Here is a 16,686-nt window from a genome sequence, read left to right as displayed (position 1 = left end):
TCGCGCCCGAGCCCCGTCCCCGAGGGACCCCGCACCCCCTCAGGGGGGCGATCGTGTCCGTTGTACTGCGGTTGTCCACCTTTCGATCACGCCGCGCCGGGGACTCTCGCGAGGGTCCTGCCGCAGCCGTCCCGCGACCGAGGTGGCCGGTAACAGACCATCAGGCGGACGGGAAGAGGGACGACCGGGTGAATCGCGAGGGGATACGCGGTGTGGGTCGGTCCTGCTCCCGCCGGACCCGGCACAGTGGTGCGGGCTTCCTCAAGGGCCCCGCCGCAAGGGAGAACACCGGTGCTGCTGTCCGCTACCGCCTCCGCGCCGGCCCGCGTGCCGTACCGCCCGGCCGACGCGCACTACCTCACGGTGACGGGCGGCCTGCCACCCATGGTCGGCTGCCTCCTCACCATCGCCGACCGGCCGCCGGACGTGGCGGAGCTCCGTGAGGGGCTCGCTCCCCGGATCGAGCGCGTCACGGCCTTGTCACGGCACTGGCCGGTCCCCTTTCGCAGCGCGCGGGAGTTCGAGCACGTCGGCTGCCCGCAGTTGCTCCACCACGTACGGCAGGCGACGGTGGACCGGCTCGCCGACTGGCCGGGACTGCTGGAGCGCCTGTGGGCACGGCCGCTGCCCGCCGAGCGCCGGCCGCCGTGGGACCTGTGGCTGGTCCGGAGCCCGGAGGACGGCTCGCGCTACGCGTTGCTCTTCCGGGTCCACCACGCTCTCCTGGACGGCGTCGCGACCACTCGGGTGGTCACGGAGCTGCTCGGGCTGCGGCCGCCGGACGCCGCATCCCCCTCGGAGAGCCCGGCACCCCGGTCCGCACGACCGTCCGCGGCGGATGTCTCCGCGACGGCCGCCACCGGCGCCGCCGCCGATGTGCTCCGCGGGTACCGCACCCCCCTCACGTGGCCGCCCCCCGACGACCGGCCCGGACGGGCACCCCGCTTCGGCTTCGCCCGGCTGCCGCTGTCCCTGCTGCGCGCGGTCGGGCGCCCGGCGGGCGCCACGGTCAACGACGTCTACCTCGCCGGATGGGCCGGAGCCCTGCGGTCCTGGCAGCAGATCCGAGCCGGGTCCGGATCGGCGGCGGACCGCCGGCCGGAGGACCTGCCCGTACGGATGCCGGTGTCCACCCGGCACCTCGGACCGCCGTCGCCGGTCATCGGCAACCGGGTCATCTCGGAACGGGTGGTACTGCCCTGCGCCGAGCCGGACCCCGGCCGGCGGTTGCGTGCCGTGGCGCGGCAGACCGCGCTCCTGCGTCCCGACCACCGGCGCGTCGCCGCCCAAGCGGCGTACGACCGGCTCTCGTTCCCCCTCGCCTCCTGGATCGCCCGTCGCAGCCTGCGCCCGCAGCGCGGGGTGATGTCCGCGAGCAACGTACGGATGAGCGCCGGCCCGCTGTCCTTCCGGGGCGCGCCGGTGCTCCACGCGGTGGCGCTCGGGCCCATCGCGCCTGGCCATCACTGCTACAGCATGTTCACCGGCTACCACGACACGGCCTACCTCTACCTCGCCCACACCGACCGGCTTCCGCACGCCGAACGGCTGCCGGCCCTCTGGCTCCGGGCGGTGCACGAACTGCACGACGCTTCCTGCCGCTGAGCGACTCGTGCGGCAGTAAGCGGAACGACGCATGCGCTACCAAGGTCGCTGGTGCCATAGACCTTCGGCCGACGACCGGGCCTGCCGTCGTTCAGCAGACTGGGGACCGCCTCGGGGAACAGCGAGGCAGCGACCCGCTGGACGGACACATGGGGGACACGGTGCAGAGCAAGGGGATCAATCGGGCGCAGTTTCTGGCCAGGGCGGCGGCCGTGGGCGTCGCGGCGACATCGGGGGCGTTCCTGGCGCCCGGCCGGGCCGGGGCGGAGGGAAGGACGGCCGAACCGGAGCCCCGGGTGGGGAACGGGCCGGGGCTGACCCACCGGGGCGTGTGCTACGAGGTCGGCGCCGGGGAGACACCGCAGACGGGCTGGAGCGCCGCGAGGATGCGCGAAGACCTCCGGGTCATCAAGGACGAATTGCACGCCGGCTCGATAACGGTCTTCGGTGACGGCATCGACCGGCTCGCGGCCACCTCCCGCGAGGCGGCGGAGCGCGGACTGCACATCTGGCTCCAGCCGCGCCTCGGGGACCGCCCCGAGCGGGAGATCCTCGACCATCTCGCGGAGACCGGGCGGCACGCCGAGCGGCTGCGGCGGCAGGGCGCCCGGTCCATCTCAGTGTCGGCTGCGAGTTCGCGCTGTACGTGCCGGGCATCGTCCCCGGGGACAACGTCCTGGAGCGGGTCGAGAACATGCTCAGCGGGAAGTTCGACCCTCAGCTGACGGCACGGCGGCTGCGTGAGTTCATCGCACGGTCGGCGGCGGTCGGCAGATCCGTCTTCCGCGGACGGACGACGTACGGCGCGGCACACGGCGACGAGGTCGACTGGGGCCTCTTCGACATCGTGAGCGTCAACTACTACGGGTACTTCCCCCGCCGGGCCGACCATGTCCGGGAGCTCACGGGCTACCGGCGCTGGGGCAAGCCGGTTGCGATCTCCGAGTTCGGCACCTGCACCTATGTGGGGGCGCCCGAGCGGGGCGGCATGGGCTGGAAGACCGTCGACTACTCCAAGCCGGAACCGGAGGTCGTCGGCGACCTGGTGCGCAGCGAGCGGACACAGGCCGCGTACCTCACCGACATGCTGGACGTTTTCGAGTCCATGGATCTGTACGCCGCGATGGTCTACACCTTCGTCAGCCCCGACTCCCCCCACTCGTCCGAGCCACGCCACGACCTCGACATGGCCGGGTACAGCATCGTCAAGACGATCCGGACGACGGGCGGGGGCGCGACGGCCGACTGGCACTGGGAGCCGAAAGAGGCGTTCCACGCGCTGGCCCGGCACTACGGCCGCGCCCGGTGCTGACTCTCCGAGGCGCGGCCCGTGACGCGCTGTCCGCACTGCTCCGGGCCGACGTCCTGGAGGAGGAAGATGGGACCTTTCCGGGACAGTGACCCCACGCGCCCGGGACGACGAGCGGGCGAGGATGGCGCTGTGCGCGAAGAGGCCGTGGTGCGCGAGCGGAGAGTCGTCCTGGCCTACGGGGCGTGCGCGGTCACGCTGGTGTCCGTCACCGCGTGGGTCGTTCTCGCCCTCGCCCGTCTGGACGACGCGGGGCTGGCCCCCTACATCAAGGTCCGTGGGCCCGAGGTGCTGGCCGTCGTCGGGTTCGTCCTGCTCGGGACCTTCCTGACGGCTCACCGGTCCCGCAGCGGCCTCGGCCCGCTGATGATCACGGCCGGGGCGTCGAGCACCGTGTCGGCGACGGCCCGGCTCTGGGCGTCCGATGCCGGTGTCGGAGGCGGCGTCGGCCAGGCGTTGGCCGCCGCCTCGACGGTCTGCATCGCCCTGTTCATCTTCGCCCTGTACCTGTTCCCGCTGTACCTGCCCGACGGCAGCCTGCCCCGCCACTGGCTGCTCCGGCCCTACGCGGTGGTCCTCGCCGTATGGAGCGTGGTGCAGTCGTACGGCGAGTACGTCACACTGGGCGCCGACTACGGGCTCCCCGGCCCGCTGGACGACGACGGCTGGAGCCGGCTGCGGACGCTGCCGGCCGCGCATGTCCCGGCCGTGTACCCGATGTCGCTCTTCCTGCTGATCAATGTGACGGTCATGACGGTGCGCTGGCGGCACTCCCCCGGCCGACGGCAGGTCGTGGCTCTCCTGGCCTATCTGGTGTGGCTCGGCGACGTCTACGTCATCCGGTCCGATGTCCTGCGGGGCGGCTGGTGGTACGTCACCTACATCGGAGCCGCCGCGTGGCTGATCGCGGCGGCGTACGCCTTCAGCCGTGACCGCTCCGCCCACCTCGACCGGGCGACCCGCCGGGTCTTGTCCGCCTTCGTCCTCGGCACCGCGCTGATCGTCGGCTGTACGGCCGTGGTGCTGCTGCTCTCCCGTACCCTCCCGGGCGGACTGAGCGGCGGAGCCCTGGTGATGGGAGCGGCCGGGCTGGTGACCGGCGGTCTGCTCTACCCCACCGCGCGCTGGGCCGTGCGGTGCGTGGACCGCTTCTACTACGGCGAGCGCGCCCGCCCATACCACGTCGTACGGGAACTGGCCGAGCGTCTCAGCCAGGCCGTCGGCCCTGGCGAGGCCCCGCGTCTGCTGTGCGATGCCGTCGTGGCCGGGTTGCGCATGCCCGGCGCGAAGGTCCGGGTCGAGACGCGCGGCGGCTCCCGTGTGCTGGCCGCCGCGGGGGAGCCCGGGCCGGGCGGCACCGGGTTTCCTCTGGTGTACGAGGGCGGTGTCGTCGGCAGTCTGGACGTCACGCCCAGGCCGGGCGACCGGGTGCCGGATCGTCAGGACCACGAGGTGCTGCGGTTCCTGGCCGATCAGATGGCGCCCGCGATCGCGTCACTGCGGTTGTACGAAGACCTGCGCGCCGCCCGGGAACAGATGGTGGTGGCCCGCGAGGACGCCCGCCGCAGGCTGCGGCGCAATCTCCACGACGGCCTGGGGCCGGCGCTGTCGGGGGTGCGGCTGCAGGTCGACACCGCGCGGTACGCGGTGCCGGACGGCTCCGCCGCCGCCACGTCCCTGGTTACCGCGTCGGAGGGCATCGGACAGGCCATCTCCGAGCTGCGCCGCATCGCCGACGGCCTCACCCCGGCGGCCCTGGACCGGCTCGGGCTGAGCCGGGCGCTGCGGGAGCTGGCCGACCGGCTCGCCGGACGGCTCCGGGTGGGCGTGGAGTTCACGCCCGACCCGTTGCCGCCGCTGCCGGCGGCCGTGGAGGTGGCGGTGTACCTGATCGGCGGCGAGGCGCTGAACAATGTCGTACGGCACTCCGGCGCGGCCACGGCCACGGTGACGGTGCGTGTGGTGCCGGACCGCGTCACCGTCGAGGTCAGCGACGACGGACAGGGACTCCCGGACCACCGCACCGGCGGCGGGGTCGGTCTGCGGTCCATACGGGAACGGGCGGCGGAGCTGGGCGGGCACTTCCGCATCGCCAACGGCGCCCGCGGCGGAGCGGTGCTGCACGCGTCGTTCCCACCGGTGGCCGGCCCCTTCCCGGACCGGACCGGTTCCGGGTAGGGCCGGCAGCCGCGTCCCTGGTCCTCGCCCGAGGACTACAGGGGTCGGTGGGCGCGGACCACGAGAGCGTAGTCGCCGAGACCGATCAGGTGTGGTCCCGGTACGGGTCCCCGTGTGGTGTGGAGCGTATCGATGTGGCCGGTCGTGGGGTCGAAGGCGATGTCCTTGACCGATCCGTGCTCGTCACCGAGGTCCGTCAGCACGCGGCTGCCCAGGGCCTCCCGGTGCGCCGGAGCCGCGGTGGGGCTCGTTTCGGCGGCGGGGGCGGAGTGGGCGATGACCGCGTCCTGGCCGACTGTCCGCACCAGGTCCCAGGCCAGCACCGCGTGGCTCCTGGCCCGCGTACCGGAGAGGCGTATGTGGCTGATGGACTGCGTGGAGGCGTCGATCGTCAAGGCGTCGACGGTGCCCAGTTCGGCGGCCTCGCCCGCGGTGACGACCGGGAGGCCGCGGGCCTGGGAGAACAGGATCACCATGTGCGTTCCATCCCTTCCGGTCCGGTCCGGGTCCGCCGGGCGGCCTGCCGGGCGCGGAAGATCTCGACCTGGGCGGTGAAGCTCGGCAGGTCGTCGGCCACGAAACGGCAGGCCTCGGCGGGGACGATCAGGGCCTGGCCCGAGACGGCCACGCCCTCACCCCGGGGGATGAAGACGGTACGCCTGCGGTGTTCGGGCGGCTCGATGGCGGCGACCTGGAACCCCGCCACCCGGCCGTCGGCCTCGACGACCACGTCGAGCACGGTGCCCGCGTCGGTGCCCTCGTCCGTCAGCACCCTCACCCCGAGGACCCCGCCGCCCGCCGCCTCGCCGGAGGCGACGACCGCCGCGGGCTCGGCCAGCACCTCCCGGCCGAGGATCATCACGGCGTGACGGCCCAGCGCGTGCACGGCGGACCAGGGCAGGCTCTGCTTGAGGGGGCCGGACAGCAGTCCCCGGCCGTTGAGGGTGAAGCCGGTGATCTGCCCGGCCGGGCCGTCGAAGACGGTGTCCTTGATCTGCGCGACGGCCTCCCCGCCCAGGGTGACCACCGGTCGTTTGGTCAACTCGGAGGCGAGCATCAGGGTGTTCACCGGCCTCCCCCCTTGCCGAATCCCTTGCCGAACCGGCGCCCGCGCTGCACTGCGATCACCGTTCCGGTACGCCTGCGGGCCTGTACACCCGCCACCGCGACCGTCAGCGCGAGCAGAATCACGGCCGCGACGATCAGCCACCCCCACCAGATCATCTCTACCTCCCGGTGCTGACCGGCCCCGGCCACTGCCGCCGGAGCCCGGCACTGTCCCGTATGCCCGTCCCGCCCTCGTTGATACCCCTCAACCGGCCGGATTCGCGGGGACGTTGCCGCGTTACCGGGTCACCGGGGGACGTCAGCCGTGTGGCACACGCGGAACGGGATGCCGGCGGCCCGCAGCCGCTCGATCAGCGCGTCGCCCATGGCCGTGGCCGTCGTGACCTGCCCCGAGGTTGCGGGCAGTTCGTCCAGGGCGAGACACAGCGACGCCTCGGCCAGCATCTTCGCGGTCTCCCCGTAGCCCGGGTCGCCGCCCGAGACCTCGGTGAACACCCGTCGGCCGCCCCCTTCGCCGACGGCCCGCACCTGGAACCAGGCGCGGGCCCGCTGCTGCGGGCTCGGGCCTCTCCCCGGCTCGTAACGGCCCGTCAGCCAGGTCCGGACGGCAGGCACCTGTGCCGCGGCGGCCAGCGCGCCCACGCCGACCGGCCCGGCCAGGGCCACGGGCAGCGTCTTGACGGACGCATAGTGGCGATAGCGGAAATCGGGGCCGTAGCGCTCCAGCGCGGCGGCCGACCGGCATACGATCCGGGGGTCGAGGGTGGGCAGCGGCAGCGCCCACGTGCCCGTCTCCTTGCTGAATCGCGGCGCACCCAGCGGAGCCCGCACCCGGCGCCGGGCCGACTTCGCCTCGTGCCGGCGGCGCCCCCGGGCCGCGGCCTTCGCCTGGCGCCCCCGTGCGGCGATCGTGAGGGCCGTCGTCAGTGTCCCGCCGGAGATGATCCCCGACGCCCGGACGAATCCGTCGACCGTCAGCGGCACTCCCTCCGGCAGCTGCTGGACGGTGAAGTACGCAAGGAGGTCGTGCGGCATCGAGTCGAAGCCGCAGGCGTGCACGATCCGCGCGCCGGTCTCCCGGGCCCGCGCGTCGTGGCGCACCGCCATGAGGTCCACGAACTCCGGCTCGCCGGTGAGGTCCGTGTAGTCGGTGCCGGCTTCCGCGCACGCGGCCACCAGTTCCCGGCCGTACCGGATGTACGGGCCGACGGTCGAGGCGACGACGTGGGCGGACTCGGCGAGCGCCCGCATCGCGGCCGGGTCGCCCGCGTCCGCGGTCACCAGCGCCACCTCGGCGGCACGCGCCGGGTCGATCGCGGCCAGCCGGTCGCGCAGCCGCTCCAGCTTCGCCCGGCTGCGCCCGGCGAGCGCCCACCGCAGGCCGCGCGGTGCGTGCGCCAGCAGGTACTCGGCGGTGAGCTCCCCGACGAACCCGGTCGCCCCGAAGAGGACGATGTCATAGGGCCGTTGCGGACGGGACTGCCTGTTCATGGAACCTCCGGAAGCCGGTGTCGAGGTCGCGGGCCCCTCGCCGACCCTACGCCGACGAAGGCCGCCACGGGGTGCGCGGCGGCCTCGGTCTTCACGACTCGGTCTTCACCATTCGCTCGTCACGCCTCGGTCAGACGCGCCGGGTGAGCCACGCGCCCTGGCCGTTGCAGCCGTTCGCGTTGTAGGTGGTGCTGCGGTAGCCGGGCGGAATGGGCGAGCCGGGGCAGGTCCAGATGCCGTCCCGGACGAGCTCGTGGTACCACGCGCCGATGCCCTGGCAGGAGCTGCGGTTGTAGTTGGTGGTGACGTAGCCGGGCGGGATGGGCGAGCCCGAGCAGGTCCAGGTGCGGTCCTTGGCGAGCCGGTGACGCCATTGGCCGATGCCGTTGCAGCCGTTGCGGTCGTAGTCGGTGATGACGTAACCGGGCACGATCGGCGAGCCCGAGCAGGTCCAGATGCCGTCCTTCACGGGCTCCTGGTACCAGGAGCCCGCCCCCTTGCACCCGGTGCGGTCGTAGCCGGTGATGACGTACCCGTCGGGAACGGGCGCACCGGAGCAGGACCACTGCCCCCGGGGCTTCGCCGCCTGGGGCCCGGCGGCGGCCGGGCCGGCCGCGGTGCCGGTCAGGACGGCCGCGACCAGCGCGATCACGCCGGCGACCGCGGCGATCCTGCCGCGGACGGCCGTCATCATCACACCGCTCCACAGGTTCCGCTTCTGTCTGTCCAACTCACCGATCCCGTCTTCACAGTTGCTTCACAGCTGTCGGGATCAAGGACAGCGGACGAGGGCGCGAAAGTCATCCCGTCCGGCCGTGTTGTGAGAATGGCGTCACGCTCCGCAAACAGCGGTCACGACGGAACGAACCTGGTATGAAGTGGGGCCGGCCCGCACCCACCGCGCGGCGTGCGGCGAGAGCCGCGTCAGTAGAGCTTGTTCACCGCTGTGCGCGTGGTCTTCCTGAAACCCGGCACGGGGATGTCATCGAAGGTTCCCATCTGGGCCCAGTGCACGACGGTGACCGTCCTTCCGTCACGGCCCACGGAGAAGAGGTGGACGTCGTTGCCGGTCCCGGCGTGCGTGGTGCGCACGCCGTGGACCCGGGCGCCTTCCTCCACGTCGATCCGGCCGTAGTCCCGCCACTCCGCGGTGACGTCCGGGTCCTCCTGCTCGGCCCGGTCCGCGCATTGCCTGACCGCGTTGTTCAGCAGTGTGGCCAGGGTCCTGGCGCGGGCCTCGTCGCGCTCGACCACCGTGATCTGCTCGGCGTTGGTATCGAACTCGGTCCAGAAGTCACGGTATCGGGAGGTGGCCCCGGGCAGGGCCGCGCCCACGCAGAACGGCAGCGGGTCCGGTACGCCACTGGTCACCGGGCCGCCGTACCAGGCCGAGCCCGGGTGCGGCGGAAGCTGGGCGGGGTCGAGGAAGGCGGGGGCGGCCGCCGCGGCCGCCGCGGGAGTCACGGTCGGGGCGGCGACCGCCCCCGCCACGACGGTCAGGGCGATGGCTGCGGCGCGGCGCAGACGGACGCGGTGGGTCATCACAGTCCCCGTTCAGCACGGTGTCCGATGGCGGAGGCCCGCCCGACGGCACCGGACCCGACGGGCGCGGTGCGGGCATGCGGGCCGGTACCGGGCGCTTGGAGTGCGCCCCCGGCGGTTGTGCCCCCCAGCTTCCGCAACGGCGCCGCCGGAGGCAAGGGTTCAGCCGTGGCGGGCCGGACCCGGTCGGCCGCCGGTCACCGGAGGGGGTCACAGAAGCCGGTCGGCGAGGTACCGCTGGAACTGCCACAGCGGGCGCTCCAGATGGGAGAAACGGCCGCCCGAGGGGGCCGGGTCGGAGGCGAGCCCGCGTTGTACGCCTCGTATCGCCACCAGGTCCTCCTCCTGGATCAGGGTGATCTGCTCGCGGAGGCGGACGAGGTAGGCGTCGGAGTCGGGCGGCCTCGGCGCGTCGGGCGGGACCATGACCGTGATCCGCGTGTCGTGGGTGGCGGGACCGGTGGGCATCCAGCGGATCCAGACGGCGCTGTCCGGCACGACGGCCAGGACGGACTGGGGGAAGATCCCGGCGATCAGCATGCCCGGCGGGTCCTGCCCGTCCCCGGGCCCGTTCGCCGGCCCCGCTCCCCCGTCCCGCTGCGGGCCGCCGCGCGGTGCGGTGCCCTCGGCCGCGGCAGCGGCCACGGCGTCCGCCGAATAGGGCGTGAACATGGTGAACCAGCGGCCGTCACAGTCGTCGACCCGGGTGTCACGGCCCGGCACGAGGGGTTCCAGGGTGGCGGCATGGGTGCCCATGTGGTGGTAGTTCTCCGAGCCGTTCTCGACCGCCACTTTCCAGTTGGCCGGTATGTCCCGCCAGTTTTGCGTCTCCACGCTCACCCAGTCCTCGAGCCCGTGACGGCGCAGGACGCGGTCGAGGCCCGCGAGTTCGGGTGCCGGTGAGGTGGCGTCGGGGTCGAGGTTGAGGAGGACGAAGCCGTTCCACACCTCGACGGAGTGAGCCGGCAGCCGGCAGGACGCGCTGTCGAATTCCACCTGCCGCATCAGCGGTGCTCCGGCGAGCCGGCCCGCGTACTGGCCGTTCAGTCGGTAGGTCCAGGTGTGGTACGGGCAGGTCAACCGCTTGAGGCTGCCGTGTTCGGGGGTCGTCTCCGGGGGCAGGATGTCCATGAACCGGTGCCGGCAGACTCTGGACAGCGCGTGCAGCTCGCCCTCCTCGTCACGGGTGATCACCAGGGGTACGCCGAGGACGTCCAGCCGCAGATAGCTGCCGGGCTCGGGGATCTCCTCGGCCCGTGCCACGCACAGCCACTCCCGGCCGAAGATGCGCTCGGTCTCGCGGGTGTACATCTCGGGTGAGGTGTAGGCGGCGGGCGGCAGGGTCTCGCCTCGTTCGAGGGGAAGTGCGGCCACACGTCGCAGTTCGGCCAGAATCGTGGACAGCGCGCCCGGTTCCGACGAGGTCCTATGCACGGTCATGATGGGGAGTCCTTTCTTCTGTGTCCTGTACGGGGAGTTCGGGTGTGGGGAGGGTCGGGTGCGTGCGGGTCGCCTGCGTGGGGCGCCACGCGCGGCTTCCGGGTGCGCAGCGGCACGGCGCCGAACAGGGACAGCCCGCTCCGGCGCGCGCAATGGCGGCTGTAGAGAACGGTGACGGCGGCGGCGAGGCCGAGCAGGGCCAGCCCCTTGGCCCGGTTGAGTACCGGTACCACCTCGACGGCGCAGGTCATCGCGATCGTCACGCCGACGACGGAGTCGAGGACCTGACCGCAGCCCCACAGGACGGTCAGCCTGGTCAGTGCGCCCCGCAGGGCCGGTGACCGGTGCCAGGCCGTGTCCCGGCCGTGTTGTGCGGCCGGTGCGGACCAGTACTGGCCCATCTGGAAGGCGAAGGGCCTGGCGGTCAGGAGCGAGCCGAGGATCCAGGCGCCGGCGGCCACCGACAGGCAGGCGTCCTTGACCAGGAGGACCCGTGGGTCGCCGGTGAACAGCGACGTGATCACGCGCACCGCCAGCATGCCGATCATGAAGGTTTCGAAGCCGGTGACGTGCCGCCGCGCGGCCAGCATGACGGCGACCCGTCCCACCGGGACGGTTCCGCTGAGCATCAGCGCCTGCCACTGCCCGGTGCCCTGCGACCGCAGTACGTAGTAGACGGTCAGCGGAAGGGCCACGTCGAACAGGAACGGGGCGGCCAACGCTCTCCATGCCGGGGCCTCGGATGGCACGGCCCGGGCGGTCGATGGCTTCATACGTAAAACGGTAGATAAGGATCACGAGGGAAGAATCGCCGTCGCGGACCAGATCCCCGCTACATCCTTCGGAGCAGTCCCGGGCAGGAGCCTCGTCCGGTGGGCCCGGTGTCCGGCGACGGCCGCAGGCCCGGCGCGGGGCCCGATAGGCTCGCGCCCTTGATCGTCACCACTCGCAGGAAGACGTGCCGCATGCACTCGTGGGACAGGACACTCACCGCGGCGGGCATCGGTGCCCCCCGGCTGCGCGCCGACTACACCCGGCAGCGCGACCGGGTCTCGGCGTACCGGCGCCACGCCTATGTCGCCGTGCGGCTGTTGCTGCCCCCGGCGCTCGTACCCCACGTGATCGCCGCCACCGCCTTCATGCACCACACGGACACCCTTCTCGACGCGAGCCCCGCGACCGGGCACGCCGAGGATTCCTGCGCCGCGTGGGAGAAGAGCGTCCGCGAGGCGCTGGCGACCGGGAACAGCGGGGACCCTGTGCTCCGCGCACTCCTGCACACCGTCTCCGTCCATCCGCGCCTGCGGGGCCACGTCGAGGACTTCCTCGCCGGCGCGTCCGCGGACCGCGACTTCACGGGCTTCTCCGACGAGGCGGACTACCAGCGGTACATCGACGCGTACTCGCTGCCCGCGTTCATGCTCATCGCCTGCCTGCTCCTGTCGCCGGACGCCGGCGCCGAGCTGAGCCACCAGCTGTGCCGTGCCTACATCGACGGCAGCCAGCGGCTCGACTTCGTCAACGATCTCGCCGAGGACCTGCGGGACGGCAGGCTCACCCTCCCGGACGACGCGCTGGCGCACCACGGCGTCCGTCGTGCCGATCTGGAAACGGGGCGGGAGTCCCCGGGGACCCGCGCCCTGCTCACGTCCCTCCTGGCGCGGGCCCGCCGGGACCTGCTCGCCAGCCGCGGGCTGCCCGGCCTCGCGCCGCCCGCCCACCGCGCGTTCACCCGGGCGGTCATCACGCTGGAGGTCCTCACCGCCGACGCGGCCGCGGCCAAGGGCACGGGCCTCCTGCACGGGTCGGCACGGCCTTCCGTGCCCGCCGCGGTGAAGGTGCTCGTCCGCGAATACCGTCGGCGGGGCCGCTGACCGGGGCCCGCCCGTGTCCTCGGCCGGCGCCCCGTCACGCGTGCGGTGTGCCGGTAGACCATCCGGGCGTGATCGTGGGACGGTCCACGGCCCGCTGTCGTTTTCGTCCCGGCCGCCCGGGGCAGATGGTTCATCCCTTGAGCCGTGTGGGCGGGGTCCGACGCGAAAGGCGGCACGATGAGACGGTGGCCGGGCGGCAGCGAAGCACGAGCGGCGCACGGGACGGGAGTGGCCGCGGCCGCGCGTGCGGGGCTGGCGGCGCGTGGAGTGCTCTACCTCCTCATCGCCGCGCTCGCACTGCGCATCGCCCTCCTCGACGGCGGTGAACAGGCCGATCGCGGCGGAGCGGTGCAGGAACTGGCCGAGCAGCCCTTCGGCCGGGTGCTGGTCTGGGCGGTGGGCATCGGGTTGATCGGTATGGCCTTGTGGCGACTGTCGGAGACGGTCTTCGGCAGCGCCGGGCCGCACGGCGGAAAAGCCGGCAAGCGGCTGCTGTCGGCCGTGCGTTTCGTGTTCTACTCCGTCGTCGCCGGCTCGGTGATCGCCTTCGCGGCCGGTGAGCGGAGCAGCGGCGCCGGCTCGACCGACGAGCAGTCGCGGGACGCGACGGCCCGCGTGCTGGAGTGGCCTGGCGGCCAGGTACTGGTGGCCGCGGTGGGGGCCGGGGTGGCGGCGGCGGGTGTGTGGATCACGATCAGGGCGGCCACACGCGCGTACCGCCGGCATCTGAGGGCGGGGATGTCCCCGGCGACGCGCAGGACCGTCGATGTCCTCGGCGTCGGGGGCGGAGTCAGCCGGGGCCTGGTGTTCGCGGCGGCGGGCGGCTTCGCCGTCCAGGCGGCCGTCACCTACGACCCGGAGCACGCCAAGGGGCTGGACGACACGCTGCGCACCTTCGCCGACACCCCGGCCGGCCCGTGGCTGCTGACTGCGATCGCGGTGGGACTGGCACTCTTCGGACTGTTCTCCTTGGCGCTGGTGCGCTGGCGGGACCTGTAGCCCGCCGCGTGGGGGTGGGCGCGCCCGTGGTGAACGCCGGGCGCGCCGCGGTCCCCTGGGGTCCGGCAGGCGGCGGCTACGCCCGGCCCTGGTGGTGGCCGCTCATCCGTACCGGCTCGGTGCCTTCTTCGTTGTGGCGGTCGGCCCAGTTGGTGAGGGCGGTCTGGCAGGCGTGGTCGAGGTGGCGGAGCCCGGACAGGTCCAGTTCGATGGGGCGGTCCTTCGGCAGTGCTTCGAGCGTTTCGAGGATGAGCGGCAGGCGCAGGAAGGTGGCGTTGCCGGTCAGCCGTACGTGGACGGGACCGGTGCCGGATTCCTTGACGCTCATGTGGACGTGGGAGATCGCCCACGCGGTCTTGGCGACGGCCAGCAGCAGCCCGGCCAGGACGCCCTCGAACATGTTGGTGGTGACGATGGCGATCGCGGTGACGGCCAGTACCACCGCTTCACCGCGGTGTTCGCGCCACAGCGGGAGGAGTTCCCGGACCGGGACGAGCTTGCACCCGGCGTGCACCAGGACACCGGCGAGGGAGGCCAGGGGGATGACGCCGAGCGCGGCGGGGAGCAGGGCGGCGAACAGCAGGAGCCACACACCGTGCAGGACCCGGGAGGCCTTGGTGCGGGCACCGGCCTGGACGTTGGCCGAGCTGCGGACGATGACCGCGGTCATCGGCAGCGCGCCGAGGAAGCCGCATACGGTGTTCCCGGCGCCTTGGGCGATGAGCTCCTTGTCGTAGTCGGTGCGCGGGCCGTCGTGCATGCGGTCGACCGCTGCCGCGCTGAAGAGGCTCTCGGCGGAGGCGATGAGGGTGAAGGCGAGGACGGTGCCGAGCAGGGCGATCTCGCCGAGGCCGCTGAAGTCGTCCAGGGCGGGTGGCTGGACCGATTCGAGCAGGCCCTGTACCTCGACCTTGGCAATGGGCAGGGATAAGGCCGCGGTCGCGGCGGTGGCGAGGGCGACGGCGGCCAGGGGTGCGGGGAGCGCCCCGGAGATCCGGTCCGGCAGGCGCTTCCAGAGGACGAGGACGGCCACGGTGCCGGCTCCGATGGCGAGCGCGGTCAGTGACCGCTCGTCCGCGGCGATGTCGGCGGCCAGTGCCGGGAGTCCGGTGAGCTTGTCGATCCCGGAGCGGGGCGCCTTGCGATCGGCCATGGCGTAGCACTGGCCGAAGATCAGGACGAGTCCGATGCCTGCGAGCATCCCCTGGACGACGGCGACCGAGATGGCACGGAACCAGCGCCCGAACTTCAGGAGTCCGAGCACGAGTTGCAGGATGCCGGCGGCCAGGACGATGACACCGAGGGTGGCCATCCCGTGGGCCTGGACCGCTTCGTAGACGAGGACGGTCAGCCCGGCGGCCGGACCGCTGACCTGGAGGGAGCTGCCGGGCAGTACCCCCGCGACGAGGCCGCCGACGATGCCGGTGACCAGGCCGAGTTCGGCGGGCACGCCCGAGGCGACGGCGACGCCCACACACAGGGGCAGCGCGACGAGGAAGACGACGAGGGAGGCGGTGAAGTCCCGCCGCAGGGCCGCGGGAGGGGGCAGGGGGCGCATGGGTTCCTCACATGAGGTGGGGACGGACGAGCCGGTGTGACCGCGTGCGAGGGATCGCGGGTCACAGGGGCAGGAACGCTGCTTCGCCGTCCGTGGCGCGGTGGGCGAGGACGGTCCCGGTGTGGACTTCGTAGTACCAGGCGTGCAGCGTCAGCCGGCCGTCGGACAGCCGCTCGGCGACGCAGGGGTAGGCGCGCAGCCGGTCGAGCTGGGCGAGGGCGTGGCGCTGCACGGAGGCGGCGACGACCGGGTCGTCCCGGTCGTCGGCGAACGCCTTCAGCTCTGCGGAGGCTCCGCGTTCCAGCCAGCCCCGTACCGCCGGCACGCCGGACAGGTCGTCGCCGCGCACGAGGGCACCGACGGCGCCGCAATGGGAGTGCCCGCACACGATGAGGGTGCGGACGGCCAGCACGCGCACCGCGTATTCGATGGTGGCCGTCTCGCCCGCGGGGTGGTCACTGCAGTACTCCGGCACGATGTTGCCCGCGGTCCGCAGCTCGAACAGCTCACCCGGGCGCGCACCGGTGATCAGTGAGGGCACCACTCGCGAGTCGGAACAAGTGATGAACAACGCTTCCGGATTCTGTCCGGCCTCCAGGGCACGGAATTCCTCGGCACGCTCGGTGACGTGCGTCGCGAACGATCGCGCGTTGGCTATCAGGGACTTCATGTTGGCCCGCCTCCTGCGCCCGGTACATTCAGGCACGGTGTGTTCAAGGTCAGCATTGGAGTACTTCGCGTGCGAGGGATTGCCGGAAGGCCGGCCCATGGGTGCTGTGCCGGAATCGACCGGTTTTCCCTGTGGTGGCTTCAGCGCCGCACAGGTTTCCACCGCAGGGGTGGCGCGCTGGAAGAGCGTGCGGTCCGGAGGCGGCCTGATGGTCCCGGCATCCCCGTTTTGGTTGAAATTCGCTGTAGTTCTTTGAACGCGCGCTGCCCTGTGAACACGAACTCCCCCGAGAACGCGACCCGTTGACCACGCGTCATGGAATGCCACACCGCAGTCGGGGAGCGGTCCCGCACTGCGGCCACGCCGTCTTTTGCCTGTACGTTACCTTAGCTCGGCAGCCCTAGGCAGCTCAATAATGCGCTTAACTTATTGATGGATGCGTAGTCGGCAGTGCGTCCTGGGGGCGTACGCCCCCGAGGCCGCCGCACGCCATCGGCAGGACGTCTCACCCCACCACCGCCATGCCACGCCCCCGCCTCACGACATCCGCCCGACAATGCCGACGCGGCCCACCGGCCCCGGCTTCGCCGCGGTCGCCGGCCGTCAGGGGCCCGCGGCCCACCGCTCCGCCGACGTCCAGTTGAGCGGCGTCCACGTGTCAACTCACCGGTCGGCCAACCTCGAAGCGATCATTGCCTTGCTCAACGTTGACACTTTCTTGGCCATGGCTTTACGGTCTGACGGAGCGACAAAAGAGCAGGTCATCCGTCGCATACGTCACTGTTTTCGGAGGTCGACATGGACAAGCTCATCAAGAAGATGGCCCAGGACAGCGTCTGGAAGGGCTGGGTCGCCGCCAACTCGGCGCAGAACGCCGCGAAGGACGGCTGCATCAGCGTGGCCAAGTCGGGCTGCATCAGCGCGGCCCCCAAGGCCGGTTGCATCTCCTGAC

The 16,686-nt window shown here is 72.4% G+C and carries 15 protein-coding genes and 1 pseudogene; 6 read left to right on the top strand and 10 right to left on the bottom strand.

Translation table 11 applies throughout. The annotated features are described in order from the left end of the window. Window positions 1-291: 291 nt before the first annotated feature. The 3 genes and pseudogenes from JO379_RS32250 (at window position 292) to JO379_RS34010 (ending at window position 5,092) form a co-directional block, all read left to right on the top strand. The gene (locus JO379_RS32250) at window positions 292-1,605 is read left to right on the top strand and encodes a wax ester/triacylglycerol synthase domain-containing protein (RefSeq protein WP_130880550.1); all 1,314 of its coding nucleotides are present in this window, start codon (window positions 292-294) and stop codon (window positions 1,603-1,605) included. Window positions 1,606-1,754: 149 nt separating this feature from the next. Then, a pseudogene (locus JO379_RS32245) lies at window positions 1,755-2,917 on the top strand (abortive phage infection protein). Between the two features lie 129 nt (window positions 2,918-3,046). Next, window positions 3,047-5,092: a GAF domain-containing sensor histidine kinase gene (locus JO379_RS34010; RefSeq protein ID WP_209518283.1), complete on the top strand. Its 2,046-nt coding sequence runs from the start codon at window positions 3,047-3,049 to the stop codon at window positions 5,090-5,092. Window positions 5,093-5,127: 35 nt separating this feature from the next. Here the strand turns inward: JO379_RS34010 and JO379_RS32235 are convergent, their stop codons facing one another. The 8 genes from JO379_RS32235 to JO379_RS32200 all read right to left on the bottom strand — a co-directional run bounded on the left by JO379_RS32235 (window position 5,128) and on the right by JO379_RS32200 (window position 11,406). Further along, window positions 5,128-5,568, bottom strand: a complete 441-nt coding sequence (locus JO379_RS32235) for a hypothetical protein (protein WP_245381608.1) — start codon at window positions 5,566-5,568, stop codon at window positions 5,128-5,130. After that, a complete protein-coding gene (locus JO379_RS32230; RefSeq protein ID WP_130880547.1) occupies window positions 5,562-6,161 on the bottom strand; it encodes a PRC-barrel domain-containing protein in 600 nt (199 codons plus the stop codon). Before JO379_RS32230 ends, JO379_RS32235 begins: the two co-directional genes overlap by 7 nt. Next, window positions 6,158-6,316, bottom strand: coding sequence for a hypothetical protein (locus tag JO379_RS32225; protein WP_165451630.1), 159 nt, complete (start codon window positions 6,314-6,316; stop codon window positions 6,158-6,160). The genes JO379_RS32230 and JO379_RS32225 overlap by 4 nt, the downstream gene beginning before the upstream one ends. A gap of 129 nt (window positions 6,317-6,445) precedes the next feature. Next, window positions 6,446-7,651 (bottom strand): saccharopine dehydrogenase family protein, encoded by a 1,206-nt coding sequence (locus tag JO379_RS32220; protein ID WP_209518281.1) that lies wholly within the window; start codon window positions 7,649-7,651, stop codon window positions 6,446-6,448. A gap of 130 nt (window positions 7,652-7,781) precedes the next feature. Further along, entirely contained in the window at window positions 7,782-8,381 is a 600-nt protein-coding gene (locus tag JO379_RS32215) for a hypothetical protein (protein WP_242626318.1), read from the bottom strand. A 194-nt stretch (window positions 8,382-8,575) separates the two neighbouring features. Further along, the gene (locus JO379_RS32210) at window positions 8,576-9,193 is read right to left on the bottom strand and encodes a hypothetical protein (RefSeq protein ID WP_209518279.1); all 618 of its coding nucleotides are present in this window, start codon (window positions 9,191-9,193) and stop codon (window positions 8,576-8,578) included. A gap of 210 nt (window positions 9,194-9,403) precedes the next feature. Then, window positions 9,404-10,633, bottom strand: a complete 1,230-nt coding sequence (locus JO379_RS32205) for an aromatic ring-hydroxylating oxygenase subunit alpha (RefSeq protein WP_130880544.1) — start codon at window positions 10,631-10,633, stop codon at window positions 9,404-9,406. Further along, window positions 10,630-11,406, bottom strand: coding sequence for a VC0807 family protein (locus tag JO379_RS32200; RefSeq protein ID WP_209518277.1), 777 nt, complete (start codon window positions 11,404-11,406; stop codon window positions 10,630-10,632). Before JO379_RS32200 ends, JO379_RS32205 begins: the two co-directional genes overlap by 4 nt. Before the next feature lie 192 nt (window positions 11,407-11,598). On the opposite strand from JO379_RS32200, the gene JO379_RS32195 reads away from it, so the two are divergent. Further along, complete coding sequence (locus tag JO379_RS32195; RefSeq protein WP_209518274.1) at window positions 11,599-12,507, top strand: phytoene/squalene synthase family protein; 909 nt, start codon at window positions 11,599-11,601, stop codon at window positions 12,505-12,507. Between the two features lie 177 nt (window positions 12,508-12,684). Further along, on the top strand, window positions 12,685-13,506 hold the full coding sequence (locus tag JO379_RS32190) for a DUF1206 domain-containing protein (protein WP_209518272.1): 822 nt from the start codon (window positions 12,685-12,687) through the stop codon (window positions 13,504-13,506). A gap of 76 nt (window positions 13,507-13,582) precedes the next feature. On the opposite strand, the gene JO379_RS32185 is transcribed toward JO379_RS32190, so the two are convergent. Next, window positions 13,583-15,064, bottom strand: a complete 1,482-nt coding sequence (locus JO379_RS32185; RefSeq protein ID WP_130880541.1) for a SulP family inorganic anion transporter — start codon at window positions 15,062-15,064, stop codon at window positions 13,583-13,585. A 61-nt stretch (window positions 15,065-15,125) separates the two neighbouring features. Further along, window positions 15,126-15,734, bottom strand: coding sequence for a carbonic anhydrase (locus JO379_RS32180; RefSeq protein ID WP_130880540.1), 609 nt, complete (start codon window positions 15,732-15,734; stop codon window positions 15,126-15,128). Window positions 15,735-16,532: 798 nt separating this feature from the next. Here JO379_RS32180 and JO379_RS32175 point away from each other — a divergent pair. Beyond that, a complete protein-coding gene (locus JO379_RS32175) occupies window positions 16,533-16,685 on the top strand; it encodes a hypothetical protein (RefSeq protein ID WP_165451629.1) in 153 nt (50 codons plus the stop codon). Window position 16,686 lies beyond the last annotated feature (1 nt).

Origin of the sequence: Streptomyces syringium (assembly GCF_017876625.1) — a bacterium.
Taxonomy (GTDB): domain Bacteria; phylum Actinomycetota; class Actinomycetes; order Streptomycetales; family Streptomycetaceae; genus Streptomyces; species Streptomyces syringius.
This window is presented reverse-complemented; position numbering and strand designations above follow the sequence as displayed.

Coding starts and splice junctions, on each gene's coding strand:
- JO379_RS32235 (WP_245381608.1), bottom strand. CDS start 5,568: ATGGTGATCCTGTTCTCCCAGGCCCGCGGCCTCCCGGTCGTCACCGCG.
- JO379_RS32225 (WP_165451630.1), bottom strand. CDS start 6,316: ATGATCTGGTGGGGGTGGCTGATCGTCGCGGCCGTGATTCTGCTCGCG.
- JO379_RS32220 (WP_209518281.1), bottom strand. CDS start 7,651: ATGAACAGGCAGTCCCGTCCGCAACGGCCCTATGACATCGTCCTCTTC.
- JO379_RS32210 (WP_209518279.1), bottom strand. CDS start 9,193: ATGACCCACCGCGTCCGTCTGCGCCGCGCCGCAGCCATCGCCCTGACC.
- JO379_RS32205 (WP_130880544.1), bottom strand. CDS start 10,633: ATGACCGTGCATAGGACCTCGTCGGAACCGGGCGCGCTGTCCACGATT.
- JO379_RS32200 (WP_209518277.1), bottom strand. CDS start 11,406: ATGAAGCCATCGACCGCCCGGGCCGTGCCATCCGAGGCCCCGGCATGG.
- JO379_RS32195 (WP_209518274.1), top strand. CDS start 11,599: ATGCACTCGTGGGACAGGACACTCACCGCGGCGGGCATCGGTGCCCCC.
- JO379_RS32190 (WP_209518272.1), top strand. CDS start 12,685: ATGAGACGGTGGCCGGGCGGCAGCGAAGCACGAGCGGCGCACGGGACG.
- JO379_RS32185 (WP_130880541.1), bottom strand. CDS start 15,064: ATGCGCCCCCTGCCCCCTCCCGCGGCCCTGCGGCGGGACTTCACCGCC.
- JO379_RS32180 (WP_130880540.1), bottom strand. CDS start 15,734: ATGAAGTCCCTGATAGCCAACGCGCGATCGTTCGCGACGCACGTCACC.
- JO379_RS32175 (WP_165451629.1), top strand. CDS start 16,533: ATGGACAAGCTCATCAAGAAGATGGCCCAGGACAGCGTCTGGAAGGGC.